This window comes from Bariatricus sp. TF06-38A (assembly GCF_027690675.1).
Lineage (GTDB): Bacteria > Bacillota > Clostridia > Lachnospirales > Lachnospiraceae > Allocoprococcus > Allocoprococcus comes.
Window position 1 is genome coordinate 97,964 of sequence record NZ_JAQFCE010000001.1, and the last position, 24,112, is coordinate 122,075.

Consider the following 24,112-nt stretch of genomic DNA (forward strand, 5'->3'; position numbering starts at 1 on the left):
GATTTATTTTAAAAATTTTCCTTCCATTTGTCAATATCTTTTTGAAAAAATAACAATTAAAATATTGACAAAAAAGTAAGCCTAAACTAACATGAGTGTATGAAATGTAACATCACTACGATATGAGTAACTAAAGGAAGGAGTAGAGGAATGTTTTTAGAGATTAAGGGGATCAAAAAGTCGTTTGGAACAGGCGACAGCCGGGTAAATGTTCTGAAGGGATTTGATCTGGAAATTGAAAGAGGAGAGTTTTGTGTGCTTCTGGGACCATCCGGTTCCGGAAAATCGACTCTTCTGAATATTATAGGCGGTATTGACGGGGCAGATGAAGGAAGTATTACGATTGATGGAGAACAGCTGGAGGATATGACAGAGAAGAAGCTGTCCCTGTACCGGAGAAAGCATCTGGGTTATATATTCCAGATGTACAATTTGATTCCAAACCTGACACTTAGAGAAAATATTGAAATCGGTGCTTATTTAAGTAATCGTCCGCTGGATGTGGATGAGCTGATGCAAACGCTGGGTATTTATGAACATCAGAACAAGCTGCCGAACCAGCTTTCCGGAGGACAGCAGCAGAGAACCGCGATTGGACGTGCAATTGTCAAAAATCCGGACATCCTGCTCTGTGATGAGCCAACCGGTGCGCTGGATTATAAGACATCCAAGGAAATTCTGAAGCTGATCGAAACAGTCAATCAGAAATATGGGAATACCATTGTTATGGTTACCCATAACGATGCAATCAAGGATATGGCAGACCGGGTGGTAAAACTTCGTGATGGAATGATCCGCAAAAATTACTGTAATGAGCATAAACTTTCTGCAAGTGAGCTGGAATGGTAAGGAGGACGCGTGTTATGAAGAGTCCGTTGAGAAAACGGCTTCCGAGAGAACTGAAGGGAGAAATTGGAAAATACCTGGTGGTTCTGATCCTTATGATTGCAACGATTGGGTTTGTATCCGGCTTTCTGGTTGCTGACGGAAGCATGATAAAAGCATATAATGAAGGCTTTGAGAAATACAAGATTGAAGATGGAAATTTCCGGGTAAAGAAAAAAATTACCAAAGCACAACAGGAAAACATCGAGAAAAATGGTGTGACACTGTATGAAAACTTTTATCTGGAAGAGGCACTGGATAATGGAAGTACCATGCGTATTTTCAAAAACAGGGAAGAGATCAACCTGGTGTGCCTGATGGAAGGAAAGCTTCCTGAAAAAGCAGGAGAAATGGCAATTGACCGTATGTATGCGGACAATAATAAGATTTCTGTCGGAGATACACTGAAAAGTGGTTCACAAAAGTGGAAAGTCACAGGATTTGTGGCACTGTCTGACTATAGCTGCCTGTTCCAGAATAATAATGACAGCATGTTTGATGCAATCAAATTCGGGGTATCGGTTGTAACACCGGAAGAGTTTGAATCTCTGAATCAGGATAAGATTCAGTACAGTTATTCCTGGGTGTATGACAAAGAACCGAAAAATGAAAAACAGGAAAAAAAGATGTCGGAAGATCTGATGGAAGCACTGGGGGAAGAAGTCACTCTGGAGTCTTTTGTGCCACAGTATCTGAACCAGGCAATTACATTTACCGGTGATGATATGGGGAGTGACCGTGCAATGATCATAATGCTCCTCTATATGATCATTGTGATTATGGCGTTTGTATTTGGAATCACGATCAGCAATACGATCCGGAAAGAAGCAGGCGTGATCGGAACTCTGCGGGCTTCCGGTTATACAAGAAAAGAACTGATCGGACATTACATGGCACTTCCGGTGATCGTCACACTGATTGGTGCGGTGATCGGAAATATTCTGGGTTATACAGCACTGAAAAAGGTATGTGCGGGGATGTATTATGGAAGTTATAGTCTGCCGACCTATGTGACAGCATGGAATGCAGATGCTTTCTGGATGACAACGGTAGTTCCGGTGCTGATCATGCTGGTAGTCAACTATGGAATCCTTCGTTACAAGCTGAGGCTTTCACCGCTGAAATTCCTGAGAAGAGATCTTTCTGGAAGCAGGCGGAAAAGAGCAGTCCGGCTAAGTCCGAAGCTTGGAATTTTCCATCGGTTCCGGCTCCGTGTGATCTTCCAGAATATGAGCAATTACATTGTACTTTTTATTGGAATCATATTTGCGAATCTGCTTTTATTCTTTGGACTTTTGCTGCCGTCAGTACTTTCGCACTATCAGCAGGATATCCAGAGCAATATGCTTGCAAAATACCAGTATATGCTGGAGGTTCCGGTAAGTGCGATGAGCGGAAACAAACTGGACAGTATGCTGGAGCTTTTACAGTTCTCTTATGGAACAAAGACGGAAAATGAAGATGCGGAAGCATTCAGTGCTTACTCATTGGAAACATTGCCAAGCAAATATAAGACAGATGAAGTGATCCTGTACGGAATCAAACCGGACAGTAAATATATCGATGCAGATCTGGAGGACGGTGACGGTGTCTATATTTCCAGTGCCTATGCAGAAAAGTTTCTGTTGAAGCCGGGAGACTCGATCACGTTGAAAGAAAAATATGAAAAGACAAAGTATACATTCAAGGTTAAAGGAATCTACAAATACAGCGGTGGAATCTGTGTCTTTATGCCACAGGAGAAGTTGAATGATACCTTTGATCTGGGAAACGATTATTTCAGTGGATATTTTTCCAATTCGAAGATCAAGGATATTGACGGAAAATACATCGGTTCGGTGCTTGATCTGGAAGCACTGACAAAGATTTCGAGACAGCTGGATGTATCTATGGGAAATATGATGGGGATGGTCAACGCATTTGCAATCGGTATTTATATGGTTGTGATCTATCTGTTATCCAAGATCATTATTGAGAAAAATGCACAGGCTATTTCCATGACGAAGATCCTGGGATATACCAATGGAGAGATCAGCAGGCTTTATATCTGGTCGACAACGATCGTGGTGATCATCTGTCTGCTTCTCAGCCTGCCGATTGAGAAAGCAGTTATGAATGTGCTGTTCCGGGAAATGATGCTGACCAGTATTTCCGGCTGGATCGCACTTTGGATCGATCCGAAGATCTATGTGGAAATGTTCCTGATCGGAATCGGAACCTATGCAGTTGTGGCAATGTTAGAATATCGAAGGATTAAACATGTGCCGATGGATGAGGCACTGAAAAATGTAGAGTAAGGGGCGGAAAAGAAGAGAATTAAGGTACGGATTAGGGCAGACTAAGCTGCCCTGTAGATTGCCGGGACGATCTCGCGGAGGAGAGCAAGAAGCGCCTGAAACTGTGCATGATGATAAATGTTTTTCCGGTAGACGGCACAGATATCCCTGGTGTCATGAAAGTGATCCGGGATAAAGAAATGAATGTCCGGAAAGGAAGTAGTCCGCGCATAAATTTCAGGAAGAAAGGCAATCCCCATCCCTCGTCTTGCAAGAGAAAAGGCAGTATTACTGCTGGTGCAGATGCAGCGGATATTTGGATGGAAGGCAGCAGTATCGCAGATCTTCCGGCTGATCTTTCCGAGATCGTGATCTTCTGAAAGCAGAATAAATGGAACTGCAGATAACGCAGGTAAATGAATTTGAGGAGTGGCAGAGATGTCCTCCTCTTTTTGTGATGGATCGGAAAAAGGACACAGAGAGTCAGGGATTGCCAGGACAAAACTTTCCTTTACCAGAAGCTCACTCTCATAATTGATAGTGTCCGGGCTGGAAATATCGAGAATCAGATCCAGCTTGTCCTCTTCCAGCATCTGCCGCAGGATATAGGTCGGCTGCTCAATGATCTGGATATCACAGTTCTCATACATGGAATAAAAGCGTTCCAGAACCGGTGCCAGAAGCCGTTCACTTCGGTGGGGACTGAGACCCAGCCGGATCAGTGTCCGGGAGCCGGAAACGATATCACCAAGCTTCCATTCCAACTGGGTATGAGAGTGGAGAGTAGAAATTGCCCATTCATAGAAAAGGGAGCCTGCATAGGTAAGCTTCATCTCGCCACGGTTCCGTTCAAAAAGAGGGATTCCGGTTTCTTTTTCCAGAGCCTGAATGCTTAAGGAAAGGGAAGGCTGGGAAATATAAAGCTTCTGCGCCGCTTTGGTGATACTTTTTTCTTCGGCAATGGTGATGACATATTGCAGCTGATTCCAGTTCATAAAAAATCATCCATAGGTTTAAACTATATTTTTAATAATAAAACATATATTTTACTAATGTCAATAGAGATGATAAAGTAAAGAAACAGGAGGAAGAAGAGATGAGTAAAGAGAGAATCAAAAATGGACTGATGCTGTTTGCATTTTTCTTTAAGATAGGATGTTTTACATTTGGAGGCGGATGGAGCATTCTGGCGCAGATGGAGCAGGAGTTTGTAGATAAACGAAAGCTGATCACAAAAGAGGAACTGCTGGATATGGTTGCAGTTGGAAAGTCAGTTCCCGGAATTATGATCACCAATATCAGTATGCTGTTTGGCTATTATGTAGGTGGCTGGTTCGGAGGTGTCTGTGCAGTACTCGGAATGACCTGTCCGGCGGTTCTGATCCTGTCGTTTGTTACTGCATTTTATAAGGTGCTGAAAAGTAATGTCTGGTGCTATGCGGCACTTCGCGGAATCCGCTGTGCGGTAGTTCCGATTATGGGAAGTGCGGCACTTTCACTGGGGAAAGAAGCGTTCCGCAGAAAATCAGCAATTCCGATCTGTACGTTAGCACTGGCGCTCTGTGTATTTACGGATATCAGTAATGTGGTGATGATCGTAGCGGGAGTGATACTGGCGCTTTCTATAAGAGCGGTGAAAAAGACAGGAGGACAGACGGCATGATCTATCTCAGACTTTTTACAGCGTTTACGAAAATCGGATTTACCAGCTTTGGCGGAATGTCGATGATCCCGGTTATTATGCAGGAGATGAAGGTCAATCAGTGGATGACGGCGGAGGATCTGACTAACTTGATCGCTATCGCAGAAATGACACCGGGACCGCTTGGGATTAACTGTGCGACTTTTGCCGAGATGCAGACGGCAGATGTTCTGGGTGGGATTGCAGCGGTTATGGGCGTGCTGATGCCAGCTTATACGCTGACGCTTGGCGTAGCGGTGTGCTTCGCAAAGTTCCGTGGCAATGATATTATGAGCTGTATGTTAAATGTGATCAAGCCGATCTGCATCGCAATGATCCTTGCGGTGATTCTGGATCTGATGCAGGAAAATTATTTTCCGGATGCGAGGATTGACTGGTTTGGGTGCGGGATCGGAGTGGTGATGTTCTATCTGATATTGAAGAAGAACTGGTCAGTACCGAAGGTGATCACTCTTGCGGCGGTGTTTGGAATAGTTGGATATGGTGTGCTTGGGATTGGATAGATTTATAGATAGAACAGGAGCGCCACTGGCACTCAGCAACGCGCTCGGCGCGAGAATGTGCCGAGGCACAATCTTTCTTAATGTGATTTTACATAACTATGATCATGGAAAAGAAAAATGATAGAAGAAAGAAAATTTAACCTAAACTTAACATAGATTTGATTGGAATTGCATAGACCACAGATAAAATGGAAAATGAGCTGAAAGGGAAGCATCATTGTAAAAAGTAAGTTTAAAAGATATTAACAAACACAGGGTAAATTGAGAGAGGAATTAACATGAACGAGAAAATTCAGATCATTTTCGGACTGCTTGGCGGTCTGGCAGTTTTTATCTATGGAATGAATATGATGAGTGAATGTCTGCAAAAGGCGGCGGGCGATAAAATGAAAAGCATTCTTGCACTTCTGACGAAGAATCCGCTTCTGGGCGTGCTTGCCGGTGCGCTCACAACCGCGGTACTCCAGAGCAGCAGTGCGACGACAGTTATGGCGATCGGTTTCGTAAGTGCGGGACTGATGAACCTGCCACAGGCAATTTCCATCATTTTTGGTGCAAATATTGGTACAACCATGACAGCACAGATTATTGCGTTTAAGATCAGTGACTATATTTATGTGATTATTTTTATAGGATTTCTGATTTCATTTGTAACAAAATCAGAGAAAGTAAAAAGTATCGGCCAGACGATTTTTGCCTTTGGTCTTTTGTTCCTTGGAATTGAAACAATGGGAGATGTCATGAAACCATTGGCATCCAGTCCGATATTCACAGACTTGATCGGACGGGTTGCACATATTCCGGTACTTGGTGTGGCAGTTGGTACAGTTATGACGCTGGTTGTACAGAGCAGTAGTGCAACGATCGCAGTCTTGCAGAACTTCGCTTCCCAGCCGGGACCGGACGGGGTTACGAGTATACTTGGGCTTGCAGGAGCAATCCCGATTCTTTTAGGTGATAATATCGGTACAACGATCACAGCACTCCTTGCCAGTATCGGACAGTCAAAAGATGCGAAGAGAACCGCTGTGGCGCATTGCATTTTTAATATTTCCGGCTGCGTTTTGTTTATCTGGTTCGTAAAACCATTTGCGGCACTGATCCAGAACATTTCGCCGAAAGGTCCGGAGATTGAAGCGATTTCCAGACAGATTGCAAATGCACATACTGTATTTAACATCACAATGACACTGATCTGGGTATGCCTGATTAAACTGATGGTGAAGATTGTCATGACACTGATCCCAGATGGCAAAAAAGGTGTTGAAGATCCAGGCAGCCCGATTTATCTGGATGAAAATATCATCAGTCAGCCGGCAGCAGCGCTGCAGCTTGTGGCAAAAGAGATTTTCCGTATGAGTGACCAGGTAAGAGATATTCTGAAGAAAACGATTGAGCTTGTGAAAAATGAAGAAGTGAAATCCATTGACGGTCTGAAAGAAAACGGAGAACAGGTTGAACGCCTTGGAAAGTGTATTACCGAATATCTTGCAGCTTTGTTTTCTTCAGGTTCATTGACCGAGCAGCAGGCAGCGCAGACGGCGAGCCTCATGTGTGTACTCAGCGATGTGGAACGTATGGGAACCTTAAGTGTGGAAATGGCAGAATGTATGTTGGAAAGATCAGACCGGAAGTATAAATATACACCGGAAGCGATGGATGAGCTGCAGAAGAGTTTGAAGGTACTGAATAAGATGTTCTGTGATTCTCTGAAGGCACTGCAGGGAGATGATGGTATCGAACCAGGCAAGATGATGAAGCGAAAGGATAAGCTTCTGGATCTGGATATCAAGATGCGGAAAGCGCATATTGAGCGTGTCAATAAAGGAAAATGTAAGGCAAGCCTTACTGCTCCGTTTACCAATATCCTGCATCTGATCGACCGTATGGGAAACAGTTGTATCAATCTTGCGGATGTGGCGGAAAGCGGAACAAGTATGAAATACTTTATGCTGGAAGAAAAATAAGAAGATGAAAAAATCCACGGACTTTAGAAGATTCAAAGTCCGTGGATTTTTTTAATCATGATATACGATTTTCCCACCACAGATCGTATACTTCACTTTGCCATACATAGGCGTTCCGGTAAATGGTGAGTTGGATGAAAGGGATGCATACTCGGTTGGAGTCCAACATTCGTTTTCATCGAAGATCACAAGGTCAGCTGCCTTTCCTTCGGCGAGCTGTCCGTATGGAAGGTGGTAAAGCTTTGCCGGATTGATGGTCATCTTTTCCAGAAGCTGAATAAGAGATAAATGTCCCGGTCTTACAAGGCTTGTGATGCCAAGGGCAAGGGAAGTCTCCAGACCGATGATTCCGCTTGGAGCTTCGGTGATTGGTTTTGCTTTTTCTTCTTTGCTGTGCGGTGCATGGTCGGTGGCAATCAAGTCGATGGTTCCATCTGCAAGTCCCTGTATAATCGCCTGACGGTCCTTTTCGGTACGGAGCGGCGGATTCATTTTCGCAAGTGTTCCATGCTCAAGGACTGCGTCTTCCGTCAGTGTAAAATGATGCGGTGTGGCTTCGGCGTGAAGTTTTGCACCCATTTTCTTATAAGTACGAACCAGATCGACAGAGATACCGGAGCTGATATGCTGGATTACAACATCGGCACCGGATTTCAGTGCCAGCATGCAGTCTCTTGCAACCAGAGATTCTTCTGCAATGGAAGGAGAACCGTAGATGCCAAGCGCATCGGATACCTTTCCGTGGCTGATTCCGTTGTTGCGGATGAAAGAAGGATCTTCTTCGTGAAGGCTGACCGGTACGTTAAGCTTTGCCGCCTTTTCCATTGCGTGGAAGCAGAATTCTGCGTTTAGAAGTGGGATCCCGTCATCGGTAAATCCACATGCGCCTGCTTCTTTTAAGGCGTCCATATCGGTTTCTTCCTGCCCTTTCAGGTTGCAGGAAATCGAAGCAGCCTGGAAGATACGGATCTTTTCTTTGGAAGCACGCGAAAGGTTGTCTTTGAGAACCGGAACAGAGTCCACAGTCGGGGAAGTATTTGCCATGCAGATCACGGAAGTAAAACCGCCTTTTGCAGAGGCAAGTGCGCCGGTGTGGATGGTTTCTTTATAAGTAAATCCCGGATCACGGAAATGAACGTGGGTGTCAATCAGTCCCGGTGCAACCACAAGCCCGGCTGCGTCAAGGACTTCCTCTCCTTCTTTTGTAATCAGGGATGCCATTTCTTTGATGATGCCATCTTCAATCAGAAGATCCATTTTTTCGGAAAGTCCGGAAGCAGGATCGATGACAAGTCCGTTTTTGATAATCATAGTAGTTAAGCCTCCTTGCAGGATATTAGTCTGCTTCTAGTATACGGGATGGGAAAAAGGTTTGTCAATGCGACAGGAGAAGTTGAGAAAATAAGACTGGCTACAGAATCCAAAAGAGATTTCAGTTTTGATGTATCCGATCTGGTATGTATCAAAATTGAAATCTTTTTTCTTTTATGCATGTCTCATATTCTTTTCAAGAGCAACTCTCTTCTTCCCAGTTGCACGGTAGAATTCCACGTGTTTTCCAAGAAAACTCTGGATGGCGGAAACGGTTTTTCCAGTCAGGAATGCACAGAAGACAGTGCCGATTCCGATGCCGTAGAATCCGTGGAGGATTGTAAGGGAAAGAATCACAGTAGTCGTCAGACAGGTGAGATCGAAGGTTGTCTTAACGATTTTATAGTTCTTTTTTACAATACCGGACAGATCGCGAGGGAAGATATCTGTCGGGATGATTGGAAGCATACAGTTGTTGGCAAGGCAGATACCGAAGCACACCAGTAAGAATCCTGCCAGGAAATAAATCGTGTGAAGAGGCAGGGAGTTCGGCAGAGCCTGGATCCATGCGTTGTGTACGTCGATCATTTTTCCAAATCCGATCCCGACTACGAAAGAGAAAAGGTAGCCGGGGCAGAATGAACGCTTGAGGATCATCAGTGTAATGACAAGCAGTGTCTGGAAAATATAATTCCATGTTCCGAAACTGAACACCGGGAAGGCGATGTTAAATACAAGCGGCACTGAGGAGATCGTTGAGATCCCGAATCCGCTTTTTGACATCAGATCCACGCCGAGTGAATTGATCAGCAGGACGATGAGCAGAGCGACTTCTCCGGCCAGATGAAATTTTTTCTTATTCATAGGTACAAATCCTTCTTTCCTGATAGATAATAATTTACAAAAATTTTATATTTAAGCTGTTTCTCATTATAATGAAGAAAACTGATAAAAACAAATGATTATTTTGAATGAACTGATTCTAAAATAGAATGAAATATGCTAAGATAATGGCGAGTAAAGAGTTGATTTTGAAAAATAAGATGACTGCGGAAGATAAAAGAGGGAATATATGAATATCGAATATTTAAAATATTTTTCAGAGCTGGCAAAAATCCAGCATTACGGAAAGGCGGCAAAGGCACTGAATATTTCACAGCCGGGACTCAGTCATGCGATCAAGTCGCTGGAAGAAGAGTACGGAGTTCCGCTGTTTCAAAAAGAAGGGCGAAATGTGAGCCTGAGTCATTACGGCAAAGAGCTGATGAAGGATGTGGATGAAATTCTGGGAGCGTATCTTCGTCTGGAAGAGCGGGCGGCAGGACTTCGGACGGAAGAGAAAACGGTGCGGATCGGCAGTGTGTATCCTCTGGCACCGGGGACGATTCCACATATGCTGAAAGAGTTTGGGGCGACATTTCCATTTATTATCTACAATCGGATGACACCGGAGATTGCAGAAGGACTTTTGGATGGAAAATATGATATCGGCTTTTGCTCGGATCTTTTGAAATCGGATGAGATCGAATATTATCCGATTCGGGATTCATATATCGCAGTAGTGGTTCCGAAGGGACATCCGCTTGAAAATAGAGAACGGATCAGTCTGAAAGAGACAGCCGGATACCCACAGATCATGTTTTCCAAGACCAGCGGTTTCCGTACTCTGCAGGAGCAGATTTTTGCAGAAGAAGGAATTAAGGTAAAGCCGGTATGTGCTGCGGAAGAGATTGAAGTTATCACAGGACTTGTGGAGAATGGGTTCGGGATTTCAGTATTGCCGTATATGGATATCGTGCGGCTGCACAATGTGGTGACGATTTCGGTGAAGACTTCAGGGTGGAATTCCAAATTCTACATTGCGAGAAGAAAGTATGGAATCCGCTCAGAGCAGGAGGAGGCATTTTTTCAGTACTGGAAGAAAGAACATCATTAAAATTCATTAAGAATCCTTGCACTTACAGAGAAAAAAAGTCTATAATCTGTTTTATGAAATATCGTTGTGAAAATCAAATGGGAGGTTACACAGGATGATAGAACAGATTGCAGAGTATAATAAGAAATTCGTGGAAAATAAAGGCTATGAGCCGTACCTGACCAGCAAGTACCCGAACAAAAAGCTTGCCGTACTGACCTGTATGGATACCCGTCTGACAGAGCTTCTTCCTGCGGCGCTGGGACTGAAAAACGGAGACGCAAAGATCATCAAGAATGCAGGTGGAGTCATTACGCATCCATACGGAAGTGTGGTCAGAAGCCTTCTGGTTGCCATTCTGGAGCTTGGGGTGGAGCAGGTTATGGTCATTGGACATACGGATTGCGGTGTGCAGGGAATGGATGGAAATGAATTGTTAGGAGAACTGGTAGAGCGCGGAATCGACAAAGAACATATTGATATTGTAAGACACAGTGGGATTGATCTGGAAAAATGGCTGGGTGGATTTGAATCGGTGGAGAAGTCGGTAGAAGAGACTGTGCATACACTGAAGACACATCCATTGATGCCGAAGGATATTGAGATCAAGGGATTTATTATGGATTCGGAGACAGGGGAGCTTACGGAAGTGTAAGGAAAAGAAATAAAGAAAAAGAGAGATCCTCACAGCAAGGTGGTGCTGTGAGGAGTTTTATGGAGGAAGAGTAAGTCTTGCGCTTTTGAAATAAAGAAGCCTATAATTTGTTTGGTGAGATCACAGGAGAATAAAAATGGATGATTTAAAATCATTTACCTATGTTTTAGCGGTTGCAGAGTGCAAAAGCATTTCAAAAGCTGCCGAACTTTTATATATTTCACAACCATCACTCAGCAGATTTATATCCAGTCTGGAACAGGAACTGGGAATTTTACTTTTCGAGCGGAAATCGAATGGAATCAGTCTGACTGAGGCTGGAGAAATCTATGTTGAGTATGGAAAAGAAATCAAACGTTTGAACAGCACAATGGAACATAAACTAAAGGAGCTTCAACTATCCGAAGAACAGGAAATACATGTATGTATGTCTCTAAGTGCCAGTCTTTTGTTAGCAATGGAAGTTCAGGAGAAGATCAGTAAAAAATACATCGGGTGTAAAGCAACATTTTCAAATGTCATGGCTAAGGAAATCCTGCCAGGCTTGAAAAACAGGACCTATGACTTGGCAATAGGACCGGATCTGAGTGAAAAGGATTCTTCTATCGTATTTGATCTTATTGTAGAAGATTATATGTTACTTGCAGTTCCAAAGAAGTATATGATGCTTCAGAAAGCAGAAAAAAGAGAAGGTGAAAAATATCCATGGATGGATATTTCGATGATGCCGAATGAGTTTATTATCCAGGACAATTCCTGTTATGTCAGACAAGAGATCGATCAGATATTTGAAGAATATGGAAAAAAATTGAAGCCAAAGATGATCGTAAACAGTTCGATGCTTGCAATGCAGACCTTGGAGCGAGGAATGGGATTCTGTTTTATATCAGAAGTATTCCTTCCATATATAACAAATACAAAAGATATTGATTTTTTTTGCATTGGAAAAAACAAGGTAAAAAAGACAAAAACAGGTATTATATATTTGAAAAATAAAATCCTTTCCAGACAGGAAAAGTACTGTATATCTGTTTTGAAAGAGAAAATAATAAATGGAGAAATAGGGGCATAGCATGAAGCTATACCCCTATTTTCTTTTGGCATTGGTGAAAACAGTAACAGACAATTATAATAAGATTAACGTGATGAGCCGGTAAACATCATATAAGAGAAGAATGAGAGTTTTTGGAAAAGCGCACTCCGAAAAAGCTTATTGTATATGGATACGGAGGAAAAGAAAGATGAGTATGGCTACAATAGGAGCGATTCTGACATTAATAGTTTTCGTTGCAGTTCTTGCAACGCCAAAATTACCAAACTGGTTTTGTTTTTTGATTATGGCACCGATCGTTGTATTTACAGGAACAATGGATGCAGACGGAGTATATGCCGTGTTAAGCAGTTCAAGTTTTCATCTGATGGCAATTATATGTATGTTTTCAGGAATGATTGCTGCAACGGGGCTTGATATCGTAATGGGAAATGCTTTAGATAAATTAACCGGTAATGTAAGTGGAAAGAAAAAAGAAATGTTAATTTTTGCAATTCTTTATCTTGCATCAGGACTGGTATCATTTGTTCTGCAGAACAGTTATGTTGCAATGGCATTTTTGCCGGTGATTTTCAGTATTGCTAAGAAAAATAAGATCAGTCATTCAAAAATGATTTTGTTTGTAATTTATGCAAGTACTTTAGGGGGTGCTTGTACCCTGATTGGAACACCGACAAATATTTATGCAAATACAGCGCTTGAAGAAGCTGGACTTAAGCTTTTTGGCATGTTTGATTTTGCCTGGGTAGGTATTCCGATTTTTATTCTGGGTGGAATTTATATGATCGTGATGAACCGCTGGTGCCCGTCTTATGAGGAAACAGTGCCAAGCAATTCAGAGATAGAGGCAGCTACAGAAATTACACTTGAAATGAAAAAGAAACAGATGGTTGTAGGAATCAGTTTCCTTCTGTTCGTACTTGCTCTGATTCTGGATTCGCTTACAGATATTACAGTGAACCCGAATTTTATCGGATATGCACTAATCGCGGTTTCGGTTCTTACAACTGTTGTAAAACCAAAAGAAGTAATCACTTCATTCGGTGTTGATATGGTACTTTTCTGTGCAGGTATCAATTTGATCATTGCAGTTATGAAGAACAGTGGACTTGGGGAAGTATTTGGAGCTGTTGTGTTGAGTATTCTTGGAGATACGAAAAATCTGTATCTGATCACAGCAGTATTGTTCCTTGGATCGGCAATTGCAACACAGTTTATGAACAATATGGCAACCGCAGGAGTACTTGCCCCGATTGGGATCTCGATAGCAGAATCAATGGGAGCAAACCCGCAGGCGATAGTTCTTGCGATTGCAATCGGAGCAGGATGCTCTTTCCTGACACCGATCGCATCAGGAACAAATCAGACATTAATGATCTTTACAAACTTAAAATTTACTGACTTTGCAAAATTTGGATGGCCATTGGTTATTATCAGCTTTATATGCTGTGTAGGAATTCTTCCATTGGTATTCCCATTCTTTTAAAAGGCAGAAAAGAGTTATGTATAACAAAGGGGGCAAAATTCTGTCCCCTGTTTCCAGTTTAAAATAAAGTTAGATGAGGTGGCAGCATGAACAAAGAATTAACCTATTCAACTCCGGAAGAGGAAGGCGTATCATCAGAATATATTATTAATTTCCTGAATGAGATGGAAAAAAGAGAAGCAGAGATCCATGGAATCATGATCTTGAGAAACAATAAAGTTATATTTGAAGCATATAATGAACCGTATCGGAAGGAAATCCCACATATTGTCCATTCTTTTACAAAATGTTTTACAAATACAGCGGCGGGAATTGCATATACAAAAGGACTCATAAAGCTGGAGGATAAGGTACTTGATTATTTTCCGGAATATCGTGAGGCAGCAAATGAGTATCTTCAAAAGCTTACGATACGGAATTTACTTACGATGCGCAGTGGACAGGAAAGAAGTATAGGTGGAAATGAATGGAGACCATTAAAAACCAGCTGGCTGGATGCATATTTTAAAGTACCGTTTGTAAAAGAGCCGGGAAGTGGATTTATGTATTCAAGTGGGAATTCTTATATTACGTCAGCGATCGTACAGCGTATTACAGGAAAAACATGCCATCAATTGATCGAAGAAGAACTGGCACCGTACATTGGTCTGGAGAAGTTTAGCTGGGGAGAAAGTCCGGAAGGAATCTGTTCAGGTGGAAATGGTGTGAGCATTACGGTAGAAGGAATGGCCAGACTTGGGTTACTTTATCTGAATCAGGGAAAATGGGGAGAAAAACAATTATTAAGTGCTGATTGGGTGAATCTTGCACTCGGTAAAAAGGATCCACAACCAAGGAAAGCAGGAGAAAAAGACTATAATTTTCACTGGACACATACGGGTGATATCTGGTGTGCAGATGGAATGTTTGGGCAGACCTGTGCGATTGTTCCGGAACAAAATATGGTAATTGCTATTACTGCGGCAGACAGTAATTACCTGGAGACGGAACTGATTCAAAAAGAGGTTTTGGATCCGATGAAAGAAGAAAGAAATCTTTCTGAAAAGATGTGGAATGTATTAAAAAATAAAGGTCTCAGAATGTCTTTGGAAAACAAAAACAGATCTGTCATTAACAGACTGATTTCAGGAAATCGGAAAATAGAAATGGTCCCTTTTGAGAATGAAGATAAAATTGAAAAAGCAGGTCTGGAATTTTCAGAAGATAAAGTAATATTCTGGATGAAAGACAACAGAGGGACACATTTTGTAGAAGCAGGACTTGACTGTTGGATTCATGGGAAAACCTCTATGACAGGTGGATATCTGCACCATCAGTATGAGATGGATGAAATGAAAATTGCCGCATGTGCTTACTGGAAATCAGAAAATGTGTTGATGATGGAATGGCGCTATCCGGAGATGGCTTTTTTTGATCATGTGTCTTTTGAATGGAAAGAAGACAGGGTATATATGAAACGCTGGGTGAATATGAATTCACAGGCACTGGAAAGACCAGTTGTAACAGCAAAAATATGCGAATCTTAACAATTATTAAGAAAACCATGGGTGTTCCTGTAAGGTAAGAGCCCTATGATAAACACAACGAAGCAAATACTAATGCAAATGGATGTTAAGGAGGAAGCACGAATGGAAATCAAGAAACCTGCAATTGCAGGAACATTAGAATCCAGTGACTGCCAGGTAACAGTAGAAGCCGGAGAAGGAAAAGTTGATTTTTCACTGGAAAGCGCAGTGATCAATCAGTATGGGAACCAGATTAAGAAAGTAGCTTATGAAACACTGGAAAATCTGGGAATCGATAATGTAAAGCTTACAATCGTAGATAAAGGAGCTCTTGACTGTACGATCAAAGCAAGAATCGAAGCAGCTGTTTACCGTTCGGTAGGACAGATCGAAGATTTACCGTGGGGAGGTGCGATCAGATAATGAATCCGAATAAAAAAAGACTTAGAAGAACTATGATGTTTTTAAATGCACAGAAACCGGGACTGATCAAAGATCCTTACATTTACAAACCGGATTCCATCATGCTTGATCTGGAAGATGCGGTTGCAGAAAACCAGAAAGATGCAGCCAGATTTTCTCTTTATCATGCACTTAAGACGATTAATTATAGAGGATGTGAACGTGTTGTCAGAATTAACGGACTGGACACTCCTTACTGGAAAGAAGATATCCGCTGCGCAGTAGCAGGCGGCTGTGATGCGATCCGTATTCCAAAGACAGAATCCGCACAGGACGTAAAAGTGGTAGAAGCTGAAGTTGTTCAGGCTGAAAAAGATTTCGGACGCGAAGAAGGAAGCGTTCTGATCATGGCAGCTATTGAATCAGCACGAGGCGTGATGCGTGCACTTGATATCTGCGAATCTTCCGAAAGACTTTTCGGTATTGCCCTTTCCGGCGGAGATTACACCAAAGACCTTCAGACACACATTACCGGAACCGGAATCGAGCTCATGGGAGCAAGACAGAACATGGTGATCGCAGCACGAGCGGCTGGTGTACAGTGCTTTGATACTGTATACACAGACCTTGATGATATGGATGGTTTCCGTCAGGATGTTGAGAATATCCACCTGATGGGGTTTGATGGAAAATCCATCATCAACCCAAGACAGATCAACATTGTACATGAAATCTTTACACCAAAACAGAAAGATATCATTTTTGCAGAAAAAGTTGTCCGCGAAATTGATACAAAGAAAGCACAGGGAATCGGTGTATTTACAGTAGATGGTAAGATGATCGATATCGCTTTCTATGACGGAGCAAAGAGAACAATCGAGCTTGCAAAAGCTTCAGGTGTGTATAAGGGGGATTTATAAGATGATTAACGCAGTAGGTAGAGATATCCCGGAAGAGATTTTAAAAGCAACTGGTAAAGAAGTATTTCAGGGTGTTCATCATTTTGACGGACATGTCTATAAAAAACACGGACCGGAAGTCGAATGTGTGATCAATTCCAACGGAAGCAAGATGGTAGACAGTATCCATGATGTCCTTGTAAAATGTGGCATCAAAGATGGTATGACAGTCAGCTTCCATCACCATTTCCGTGAAGGGGATTACGTTGTAAATATGGTAATGAAAGAGATCCACGATATGGGAATCAAAGACATTACAATCTGTGCAAGCTCTCTTGGAAAAGCACATGATCCTCTGGTAGAATATATTGAAGATGGAACCATTACAAATATTCAGTCTTCCGGAGTGCGTGGAAAAATTGGAGAAGCCATTTCTAACGGTAAATTAAAAGGTCTTGCGATCATGCGTTCCCATGGCGGACGTGTACGTGCCCTGGTAACAGGTGAGACACAGATCGATATCGCATTTATCGGAACTCCTACCTGTGATGAGTACGGTAACTGCCGTGGTATCGGTGGAAAATCTGACTGTGGTGTACTTTCCTACGCAATGTCAGATGCTTTCCATGCAAACAAAGTCGTAGCAATCACAGACTGCATGGTTCCGTTCCCGAACTTTCCGGCACATATTTCAATGACAAAGGTAGACTATGTTGTAGAAGTAGACCAGATCGGTGATCCGAAGAAGATCGCAACAGGTGCAGCAAAACCGACCACAGATATGAGAAAGCTGATGATGGCTGATTACTGTACACAGTTCGTTGTAAATACACCGTATTTCAAAGATGGATTCTCTTATCAGACAGGTGTCGGCGGAGCTTCTATCGCATCTACTATTTCACTTGCAAAGGTAATGAAAGAAAGAAATATCCGCATGCGTTTTGGTGTGGGTGGTCTTACAAAGCCGATGTGTGACCTTCTGATCAACGGTCAGGTAGATGCACTTCTGGATACACAGGACTTTGACCTTGCAGCCGTAGAATCTGTAAAAGATCTGCATCATTTCCGGATCAGTGCAGGTGAGTATGCGAACCCGTTCAACAAGGGTGCAGTTGTCAATAAATTGGACTTCGTAATTCTTGCAGCTCTGGAAGTTGACGTACACTTCAACTGTAACGTTGTTGTAGATTCTAATGGTATGATCACAGGAGCGCAGGGTGGACATCCGGATACAGCAGCCGGAGCAAAATGTGCCATCGTTATCGCACCGCTTCTTCAGGGAAGAACACCGGCAATCTGTACAGACGTAACAACCGTCACAACACCGGGAGAAAGTGTAGACGTTGTCATCACAGATTATGGTATTGCAATCAATCCGAAGAGACAGGATCTGATCGAAGCAATGAAAGATGTAGACCTTCCGTTTAAGACCATCGAAGAATTACGTGATATCGCTTACTCTATCGCGGGGGAACCACAGAAGGTACAGTTTGGAGATCGTGTTGTCGGTGTCATTGAAAGCCGTGACGGTACCATCATGGATGTTGTCCGTCAAATCAAGCCGTTTGAATTTGATGATTAAATTCTGATCGGAAAACTTACAGGTTATTGGCAATTGGATATAAAAGGAGAACCGTATGGGAAAGAACCAGGCAGTAGAGAAAGCAGAATACTTTGCAGAATCGATTGGCCGGATGGCGTATCAGGCGTTGCTTGAGGAAGTCTATACGGTTCCCAAACCGGGGCTTGTAGATCCGTATTCCTGTGGTGCCCACACTGATATGGATGTGCAGACCTTTGAAAGAAGTGCAGAGGCGTTGTATCCGTGGTTTGTTAGAATGGCATACCAGGGATATCAGCTGACCTGTACGTCGGAAGATCTTTTCCGTGAAATCCGTAAGACCGGAATGCTTGCGGAGGAAGCCATGTATCGGGCAACCGGACATGTGAATACACATAAAGGGATGATCTTTACCCTTGGAATATTCAGTGCGGCAGCGGGAAGATGTATCCAGGAAGACGGAACGGTTACTTTACAATCCATCCTTCGGATGGAGCAGAAGATGACTGCCAGGATCTTAAGAGCCGAAATTGAGATGTTGGGAAAGGAACCTGCGAAAAGTAACGGTGAGAAAAATCTCGTACAATACGGGACTACAGGGATTCGCGGGGAAGCGCTTGCCGGATACCCATCTGTTTTTCATATTGCGCTTCCGGTACTGGAGGATGGACTTTTGCGGGGAATGGAGTGGAACCGGATCAAATTACAGATCCTTTTTGCACTGATGAGCCGGGTGCAGGATTCCAACATTTTATCGAGAAAGAATCCGTCAGTACTCTATCAGGTACAGATGGAAGCGATGCAGTTTCTGGAGGAAGGCGGAGCCTACTCAGAAGATGCGTTAGACAAACTGATCCGCATGGATGCGGATTATATAAAGCGTGGTATCAGCGCGGGTGGGTGTGCCGATCTACTTGCCACCTCACTGTTTCTTGCAATGCTGTGCAATAAAATTCCAAACGAGAACGGGGCAATCCTGAACCTCTTTCCAGTTGTAAAATAGAGCGTATAATAACTGAGAACGGGAATCAAATTTTCTGCCATGAATATGGACTGCACCAGACTGGTGAGGAATAAAAAAGATGACTTTTCACAAATGAGCGGGTGAAAAGTCATCTTTTTCATTAGGAGAAGATTCCGGATGGAGCCTCTTCTTGATGAAAAGGTCGTTTACGGAACAAAACGGTATCCCAGTCCGCGGATTGTCAGGATATACGCCGGATTCTGTCTGTCGTCCTCGATCTTACCACGAAGCCGGTTGATGTAGACCATGATTGCATTGTCATCAACGGCAACCGTATTGCCCCAGACATGCTCATAGATCATATCCTTGGTGAAAACCTGCTGCGGATGCTTCATAAAAAGCAGAAGAAGTGCAGACTCCTTGGAAGAAAGGATAAGTTCTTCACCATTTTTGTAAAAACGCATGGTTGTGGTATCATAGCTGAATGGACCGCATTCCAGAGTATCGGAATTGTCGAGTACCAGATTCTTGTTGCGGCGGATCAGTGCTTTTACTTTGGCACCAAGTACAAGCGGTCGGAACGGCTTGGTGATATAATCATCCGCTCCAAGTGAAAGCCCGTACAGAGAATCATAGTCTTCATTACGTCCGCTGACGATCATAACCGGAGTACTGATCCCCTGATTGCGAAGCCGTTTGATGACCTCAAATCCCTCCATATCTCCCAGCATAATATCCATAAGGATCAGGTCAAATGTATGATTTTTCAGGATGGACAGAGCATCCATGCCACAGTTTACTGTTGTTGTTTCCAGCTCATTGCTGTGCATTACCTTTTCCAGCAGCTTACAGATTGCCGGATCATCATCTACGATCAGTATTTTGTCAGCCATTGAGGCAACCTCCCAAAAGTAATAATTTCAATAAAATTCTATACAACTTATAAAAAACATTATAATATTAGAAAGAAAACAAGTCAATTGATAACAAACCGGGGACGAGAATATATGAAGAAAAACAAAAAGACACTGATTGCTGCGATTCCACTTTTTTTAATCGTAATTCTTGTATTTGCAGGATTTGGTGTCTGGAAAAAGTACAGAGATACTTTGATGCAGAACCAGGAGAAACAGATGCTCCTGACAACCAGAATCCTGAGTGAAAATATGGCGATGTCCGCAGAGGAATATGAGGAAAGTTTAAGCTTTCTTGCGAAAACAGCAGAGAACAGACCGCAGGATGAGGCAAAACAACTATATCGGGAATTTATAGACACACAGACCAGTTTTATCACGAATCTGTACCTGGAAGACGAACAGGGGAAGCTTTCCGAGAGTGTCAAGGATGTACAGATTGTAAGTTCACAGCTGCTCACTCAAAGCTCGGCAAAGAATAGCATTTATATGGAAAAAGATACAGATGGGAAAATCTATAATGTATATAAGCGTGTTTTGAAGGATGGGAGAAAAATCTGTCTGATGATCGATGCGGAAAAATATTATCAGAAACTGATTTCGGGAATTCACATTGGAACGAATGGATACATTGTAGTCAAAGATGCAGAAGGAACGATCATCATGCATCCGAAGAAAGAACAGTGGGGAATTCCGGTTATTGCAGGAAGGAAGAAAATGTATCCGGATCTGGATTACTCCAGTCTGGAGAAGATGATTGAGGATCAGAAGAAGAGAAAAGAAGGTATTTCTCATTATTATTCGTATTGGTGGACAAATGAAGAACGTCCGAGAGTACAGAAAATCAGTGCATATTCTCCGGTTCAGATCGGAGACAGCTTCTGGGTAGTCAGTGCGGTGATCGACTACGATGATCTGTACGAACCGATAGCTGAAGGTTTCTTGAAAATGGTATGTATTTTTGTTGGTATTTTGTTGGCTGCCGGTATTGCGGTTGTCTTATTTGGCAGAGTGATGCGTGATATGAGAAGAGCTGTGCGGGAGATCAATGATCTGAAAGAACTGAATGAGCAGTTGGAAAAAATGCATCGGAGTGAGCAGAGTATCGCACATCAGCAAAGACTTCAGATCATGGGAACTATGACAGGTGGTATTGCACATGAATTCAATAATTTTCTGACTCCGATCATGGGATATGCAGAGCTTCTGATGATGGAACTTCCGGAAGGATCAGAAGAACAGGACAGTGCAAAAGAAATTTATGAGGCTTCGGAAAAAGCAAAGGATGTAGTGCGCCAGATTTCGTCCCTGAGTCGAAAGAATGTAGAGACCGTTTATAAAAATATTTCGATAAAGAAATTCATGACGCGTGCAGAAAGGATGATGGAATCTGTCTGCACGCCTCTGATCCATATGGAAAGTGAGTTTCGGGTAGATGATGAAATGATCCTTGGAAATGCGACACAGCTGAACCAGGTGCTTTTAAATGTCTGCGTTAATGCGGTGCATGCGATTGGAAAAAATCAAGGAAATATCAGAATATCCTGCCATTCAGAAGAAAAAGAAAAACTGGCTCAGGGAGTGATTGAAAAGCTTTCGGATGTATGGAAAAAGTATATCCATATCCAGGTGAAAGATAATGGGTGTGGAATGGATAAAGAGACGCTGCGTCAGATTTTTGATCCATTTTTTACAACGAAAAAAGGGGGAGAGGGTACCGGACTTGGACTGGCACTTGCGGAGCAGATTATTACTTCACATAAGGGATATATTTATGCAGAGAGCAAAAAAGGAGAAGGAAGTACCTTTCATATCTACCTTCCGGTACTGGATACAGAGCATATGCCACAGATTGTGCAGAATATTCCCAGAAAGGATTATCGGATCGTGGTGGCAGATGACAATGCAAAGGTATTGCAGCTGCTGAAAAAGAATTTTGAGAAGATCGGGATCCAGATTCAGACCTGTATGAAAAGAGAAGAACTGCAAAAATGTCTGGAACAGCAGCAGGCAGATGTGCTGGTAGTAGACGAGACGATGGAGGATTGCAGTGGAGTGGATTTCTGTATGTCGCTTGCAGGCAGATATCCGGACATGCTGAAGCTTATTATTATTGATGGAGTCAGCCGTGAGATGGCAGAGGCCCGGCAGAAAGGAATCATTGACGGATATGTAGAAAAACCGGTATCGGATACCGCAATTCTCGAGGCAATTCGGAATCATGCCAGCCAGCCGATATAAGAAAAAAGATGCAGATATCTGTAAGGTGTAAGATAAGACAAACCCAACCTTAATACTTTTAAAGATTTACCTTAACAAAATGTAAGGAGGAATCTGTAAGAGTGTAAGGTTGGGTTTTTATAATGGAATCATCAAATAAATGGTACGAAAAAGTACCCGTACAAAAGGAAGGAGAAAATGCCATGAGTGAAGCAATGCTTGCCTTATTGGGATTTGCAACCATCATTATTGTGATTGCGTTGCTCTTAAGAAATGTAACGGTACCGGCTCTTGCATTTGTCAGTGTATCAACTGTAACAGGTGCGATCCTTGTAGCAACCGGAACATTTACGATTGAAGAAATGGGGGAATTTGTAACAGCCGGTGTATCAGGAGTACATGGTACTGCAGCACTGTTTATCTTCTCTGTACTTTTCTTTGGAATTATGACAGATGTAGGAATGTTCGACAAGATCATCAATGCATTGATGAAGAAAGTCGGAAGTAATGTAGTCGGTGTTGCCATGATGACTTGTATCATTGCTATGATCGGACATCTGGATGGAGGCGGTGCCTCTACATTCCTGATCACAATTCCGGCAATGCTCCCGGTTTACAAACGTCTGAATATGAGACCGACAACTCTGATGCTCATCTGTGTATCTGCAATGGGTGTTATGAACCTTCTGCCATGGGGCGGACCGACAATGCGTGCGGCTACTGTCCTTGGAATTGAACCAAATGCACTGTGGAAACAGATCATTCCAATGCAGGTTGTAGGTATTTTTATTGCACTTGGAACAGCATTTATCTGGGGAAATATCGAAAAGAAGAGAGGTGCAGGCACTTCTTCAGCAGAAAAGATCGAGTATGGCGGAATTGAAGATGAAGCCGTAACAGATGATGAAAAGAATGAGCTTGCAAGACCGAAACTCTTTGTATTCAATGTAATCGTAACACTGGTAGTGATCGTAAACCTGGTTCTTGCAAAGGTACCGTCTTACTATATCTTTATGGTAGGATGTGCAGTAGCACTTTTTGTAAACTACCCGGGTGCAAAAATGCAGGGTAAGATTATTAAATCCCATGCAGGTCCGGCACTTACCATGGCATCTACGATTCTTTGTGCAGGTGTATTCCTTGGAGTGATGCAGCAAACAGAGATCATGACTCATATGGCTAACGTACTTGCAAACGTAGTTCCACAGTCTATGGGAAGATTTTTACCGCTTATCGTAGGTCTGGTATCTGTACCGCTTACACTGATGTTTGATACCGATTCCTTCTTCTTCGGAATGCTTCCGGTACTGATCGGAATCGGAAACGAATTCGGTGTGAATCCGGCACATATCGCCATTTCAATGGTTGTTTGCCGTAACTGTGCAACATTCATCAGCCCGGTTGTTCCGGCTACTTTCCTTGGAACCGGACTTGCCGGTGTGGAGATCAAAGATCACATCAAGAACAGTTTCTTCTGGATCTGGGGTGTAAGTATTATCTGTCTGATCTCAGGTATAATTCTTGGAGTTATCAAATTCTAGTTAGATAAATAAAAAGATCCTGTATTTCATGTGATTTGTACATGGAGTACGGGATTTTTTTGGATATGCATATAAAATGGTCTGATGATTGAAATGCAACGAAAGTGCTCGAAAATGTTATGCAGGGTATAAGATTTCAGGAAAATGTGATAGAGTTATTTTACTTCGATTTAGTTCTAAAATCGAAAAAGTATCTAATTAACCATAATCAGAAGGTATCTCATTTTCGGTGCTCAATTTTCGAGTAAACTCCCGACAATGAACAAAGCAAAAGAAAATATAGAAGTATGGGAGTTTGCCTTTACAAAGGATGACAGTATGTTAAAATATTTATAGTAGAAAAGTCAGAATGAAA

Annotated in this window: 20 protein-coding genes; 16 read left to right on the forward strand and 4 right to left on the reverse strand. The window is 42.5% G+C overall.

Translation table 11 applies throughout. The annotated features are described in order from the left end of the window. Positions 1-150 precede the first annotated feature (150 nt). The gene (locus PG418_RS00410) at positions 151-849 is read left to right on the forward strand and encodes an ABC transporter ATP-binding protein (RefSeq protein ID WP_055261269.1); all 699 of its coding nucleotides are present in this window, start codon (positions 151-153) and stop codon (positions 847-849) included. 14 nt (positions 850-863) lie between these two features. Beyond that, positions 864-3,182: an ABC transporter permease gene (locus tag PG418_RS00415; protein ID WP_498836922.1), complete on the forward strand. Its 2,319-nt coding sequence runs from the start codon at positions 864-866 to the stop codon at positions 3,180-3,182. 41 nt (positions 3,183-3,223) lie between these two features. Here PG418_RS00415 and PG418_RS00420 read toward each other — a convergent pair whose 3' ends face one another. Continuing rightward, positions 3,224-4,156 carry a LysR family transcriptional regulator gene (locus PG418_RS00420; protein ID WP_498836923.1) on the reverse strand — a complete coding sequence of 311 codons (933 nt, stop codon included), beginning with the start codon at positions 4,154-4,156 and terminating at the stop codon, positions 3,224-3,226. Positions 4,157-4,257: 101 nt separating this feature from the next. Between PG418_RS00420 and PG418_RS00425 the strand changes: the two genes are divergently transcribed. The 3 genes from PG418_RS00425 (at position 4,258) to PG418_RS00435 (ending at position 7,333) form a co-directional block, all read left to right on the forward strand. Continuing rightward, a complete protein-coding gene (locus PG418_RS00425; protein WP_498836924.1) occupies positions 4,258-4,824 on the forward strand; it encodes a chromate transporter in 567 nt (188 codons plus the stop codon). Then, positions 4,821-5,366, forward strand: coding sequence for a chromate transporter (locus PG418_RS00430; RefSeq protein WP_498836925.1), 546 nt, complete (start codon positions 4,821-4,823; stop codon positions 5,364-5,366). The genes PG418_RS00425 and PG418_RS00430 overlap by 4 nt, the downstream gene beginning before the upstream one ends. Positions 5,367-5,644: 278 nt before the next feature. After that, a complete protein-coding gene (locus PG418_RS00435; RefSeq protein ID WP_498836926.1) occupies positions 5,645-7,333 on the forward strand; it encodes a Na/Pi cotransporter family protein in 1,689 nt (562 codons plus the stop codon). Positions 7,334-7,384: 51 nt separating this feature from the next. On the opposite strand, the gene PG418_RS00440 is transcribed toward PG418_RS00435, so the two are convergent. After that, positions 7,385-8,644, reverse strand: coding sequence for a dihydroorotase (locus PG418_RS00440; protein WP_055157511.1), 1,260 nt, complete (start codon positions 8,642-8,644; stop codon positions 7,385-7,387). A gap of 174 nt (positions 8,645-8,818) precedes the next feature. Continuing rightward, positions 8,819-9,508 carry a DUF6198 family protein gene (locus PG418_RS00445; RefSeq protein ID WP_055246438.1) on the reverse strand — a complete coding sequence of 230 codons (690 nt, stop codon included), beginning with the start codon at positions 9,506-9,508 and terminating at the stop codon, positions 8,819-8,821. Between the two features lie 208 nt (positions 9,509-9,716). Between PG418_RS00445 and PG418_RS00450 the strand changes: the two genes are divergently transcribed. The 9 genes from PG418_RS00450 to citG all read left to right on the forward strand — a co-directional run bounded on the left by PG418_RS00450 (position 9,717) and on the right by citG (position 19,121). Next, a complete protein-coding gene (locus PG418_RS00450) occupies positions 9,717-10,580 on the forward strand; it encodes a LysR family transcriptional regulator (protein WP_498836927.1) in 864 nt (287 codons plus the stop codon). Positions 10,581-10,674: 94 nt separating this feature from the next. Next, positions 10,675-11,214, forward strand: a complete 540-nt coding sequence (locus tag PG418_RS00455) for a beta-class carbonic anhydrase (RefSeq protein WP_498836928.1) — start codon at positions 10,675-10,677, stop codon at positions 11,212-11,214. A gap of 136 nt (positions 11,215-11,350) precedes the next feature. After that, positions 11,351-12,286, forward strand: a complete 936-nt coding sequence (locus tag PG418_RS00460; RefSeq protein ID WP_498836929.1) for a LysR family transcriptional regulator — start codon at positions 11,351-11,353, stop codon at positions 12,284-12,286. A 169-nt stretch (positions 12,287-12,455) separates the two neighbouring features. Next, positions 12,456-13,751 carry an SLC13 family permease gene (locus PG418_RS00465; RefSeq protein ID WP_195501989.1) on the forward strand — a complete coding sequence of 432 codons (1,296 nt, stop codon included), beginning with the start codon at positions 12,456-12,458 and terminating at the stop codon, positions 13,749-13,751. Between the two features lie 86 nt (positions 13,752-13,837). Further along, positions 13,838-15,277 carry a serine hydrolase domain-containing protein gene (locus tag PG418_RS00470; protein ID WP_498836930.1) on the forward strand — a complete coding sequence of 480 codons (1,440 nt, stop codon included), beginning with the start codon at positions 13,838-13,840 and terminating at the stop codon, positions 15,275-15,277. A 102-nt stretch (positions 15,278-15,379) separates the two neighbouring features. Further along, positions 15,380-15,679, forward strand: a complete 300-nt coding sequence (gene citD, locus PG418_RS00475; protein WP_044998939.1) for a citrate lyase acyl carrier protein — start codon at positions 15,380-15,382, stop codon at positions 15,677-15,679. Further along, on the forward strand, positions 15,679-16,578 hold the full coding sequence (locus tag PG418_RS00480; protein ID WP_008371977.1) for an aldolase/citrate lyase family protein: 900 nt from the start codon (positions 15,679-15,681) through the stop codon (positions 16,576-16,578). Before citD ends, PG418_RS00480 begins: the two co-directional genes overlap by 1 nt. 1 nt (position 16,579) lies before the next feature. Further along, positions 16,580-18,139: a citrate lyase subunit alpha gene (citF, locus tag PG418_RS00485; protein WP_008371975.1), complete on the forward strand. Its 1,560-nt coding sequence runs from the start codon at positions 16,580-16,582 to the stop codon at positions 18,137-18,139. A gap of 55 nt (positions 18,140-18,194) precedes the next feature. After that, positions 18,195-19,121 (forward strand): triphosphoribosyl-dephospho-CoA synthase CitG, encoded by a 927-nt coding sequence (citG, locus tag PG418_RS00490; RefSeq protein WP_270475539.1) that lies wholly within the window; start codon positions 18,195-18,197, stop codon positions 19,119-19,121. A 167-nt stretch (positions 19,122-19,288) separates the two neighbouring features. On the opposite strand, the gene PG418_RS00495 is transcribed toward citG, so the two are convergent. Further along, a complete protein-coding gene (locus tag PG418_RS00495; RefSeq protein ID WP_008371972.1) occupies positions 19,289-19,975 on the reverse strand; it encodes a response regulator transcription factor in 687 nt (228 codons plus the stop codon). Positions 19,976-20,089: 114 nt separating this feature from the next. On the opposite strand from PG418_RS00495, the gene PG418_RS00500 reads away from it, so the two are divergent. After that, a complete protein-coding gene (locus PG418_RS00500) occupies positions 20,090-22,237 on the forward strand; it encodes a sensor histidine kinase (RefSeq protein ID WP_498836931.1) in 2,148 nt (715 codons plus the stop codon). Positions 22,238-22,419: 182 nt separating this feature from the next. Further along, positions 22,420-23,757 carry a CitMHS family transporter gene (locus PG418_RS00505; RefSeq protein WP_498836932.1) on the forward strand — a complete coding sequence of 446 codons (1,338 nt, stop codon included), beginning with the start codon at positions 22,420-22,422 and terminating at the stop codon, positions 23,755-23,757. Positions 23,758-24,112 lie beyond the last annotated feature (355 nt).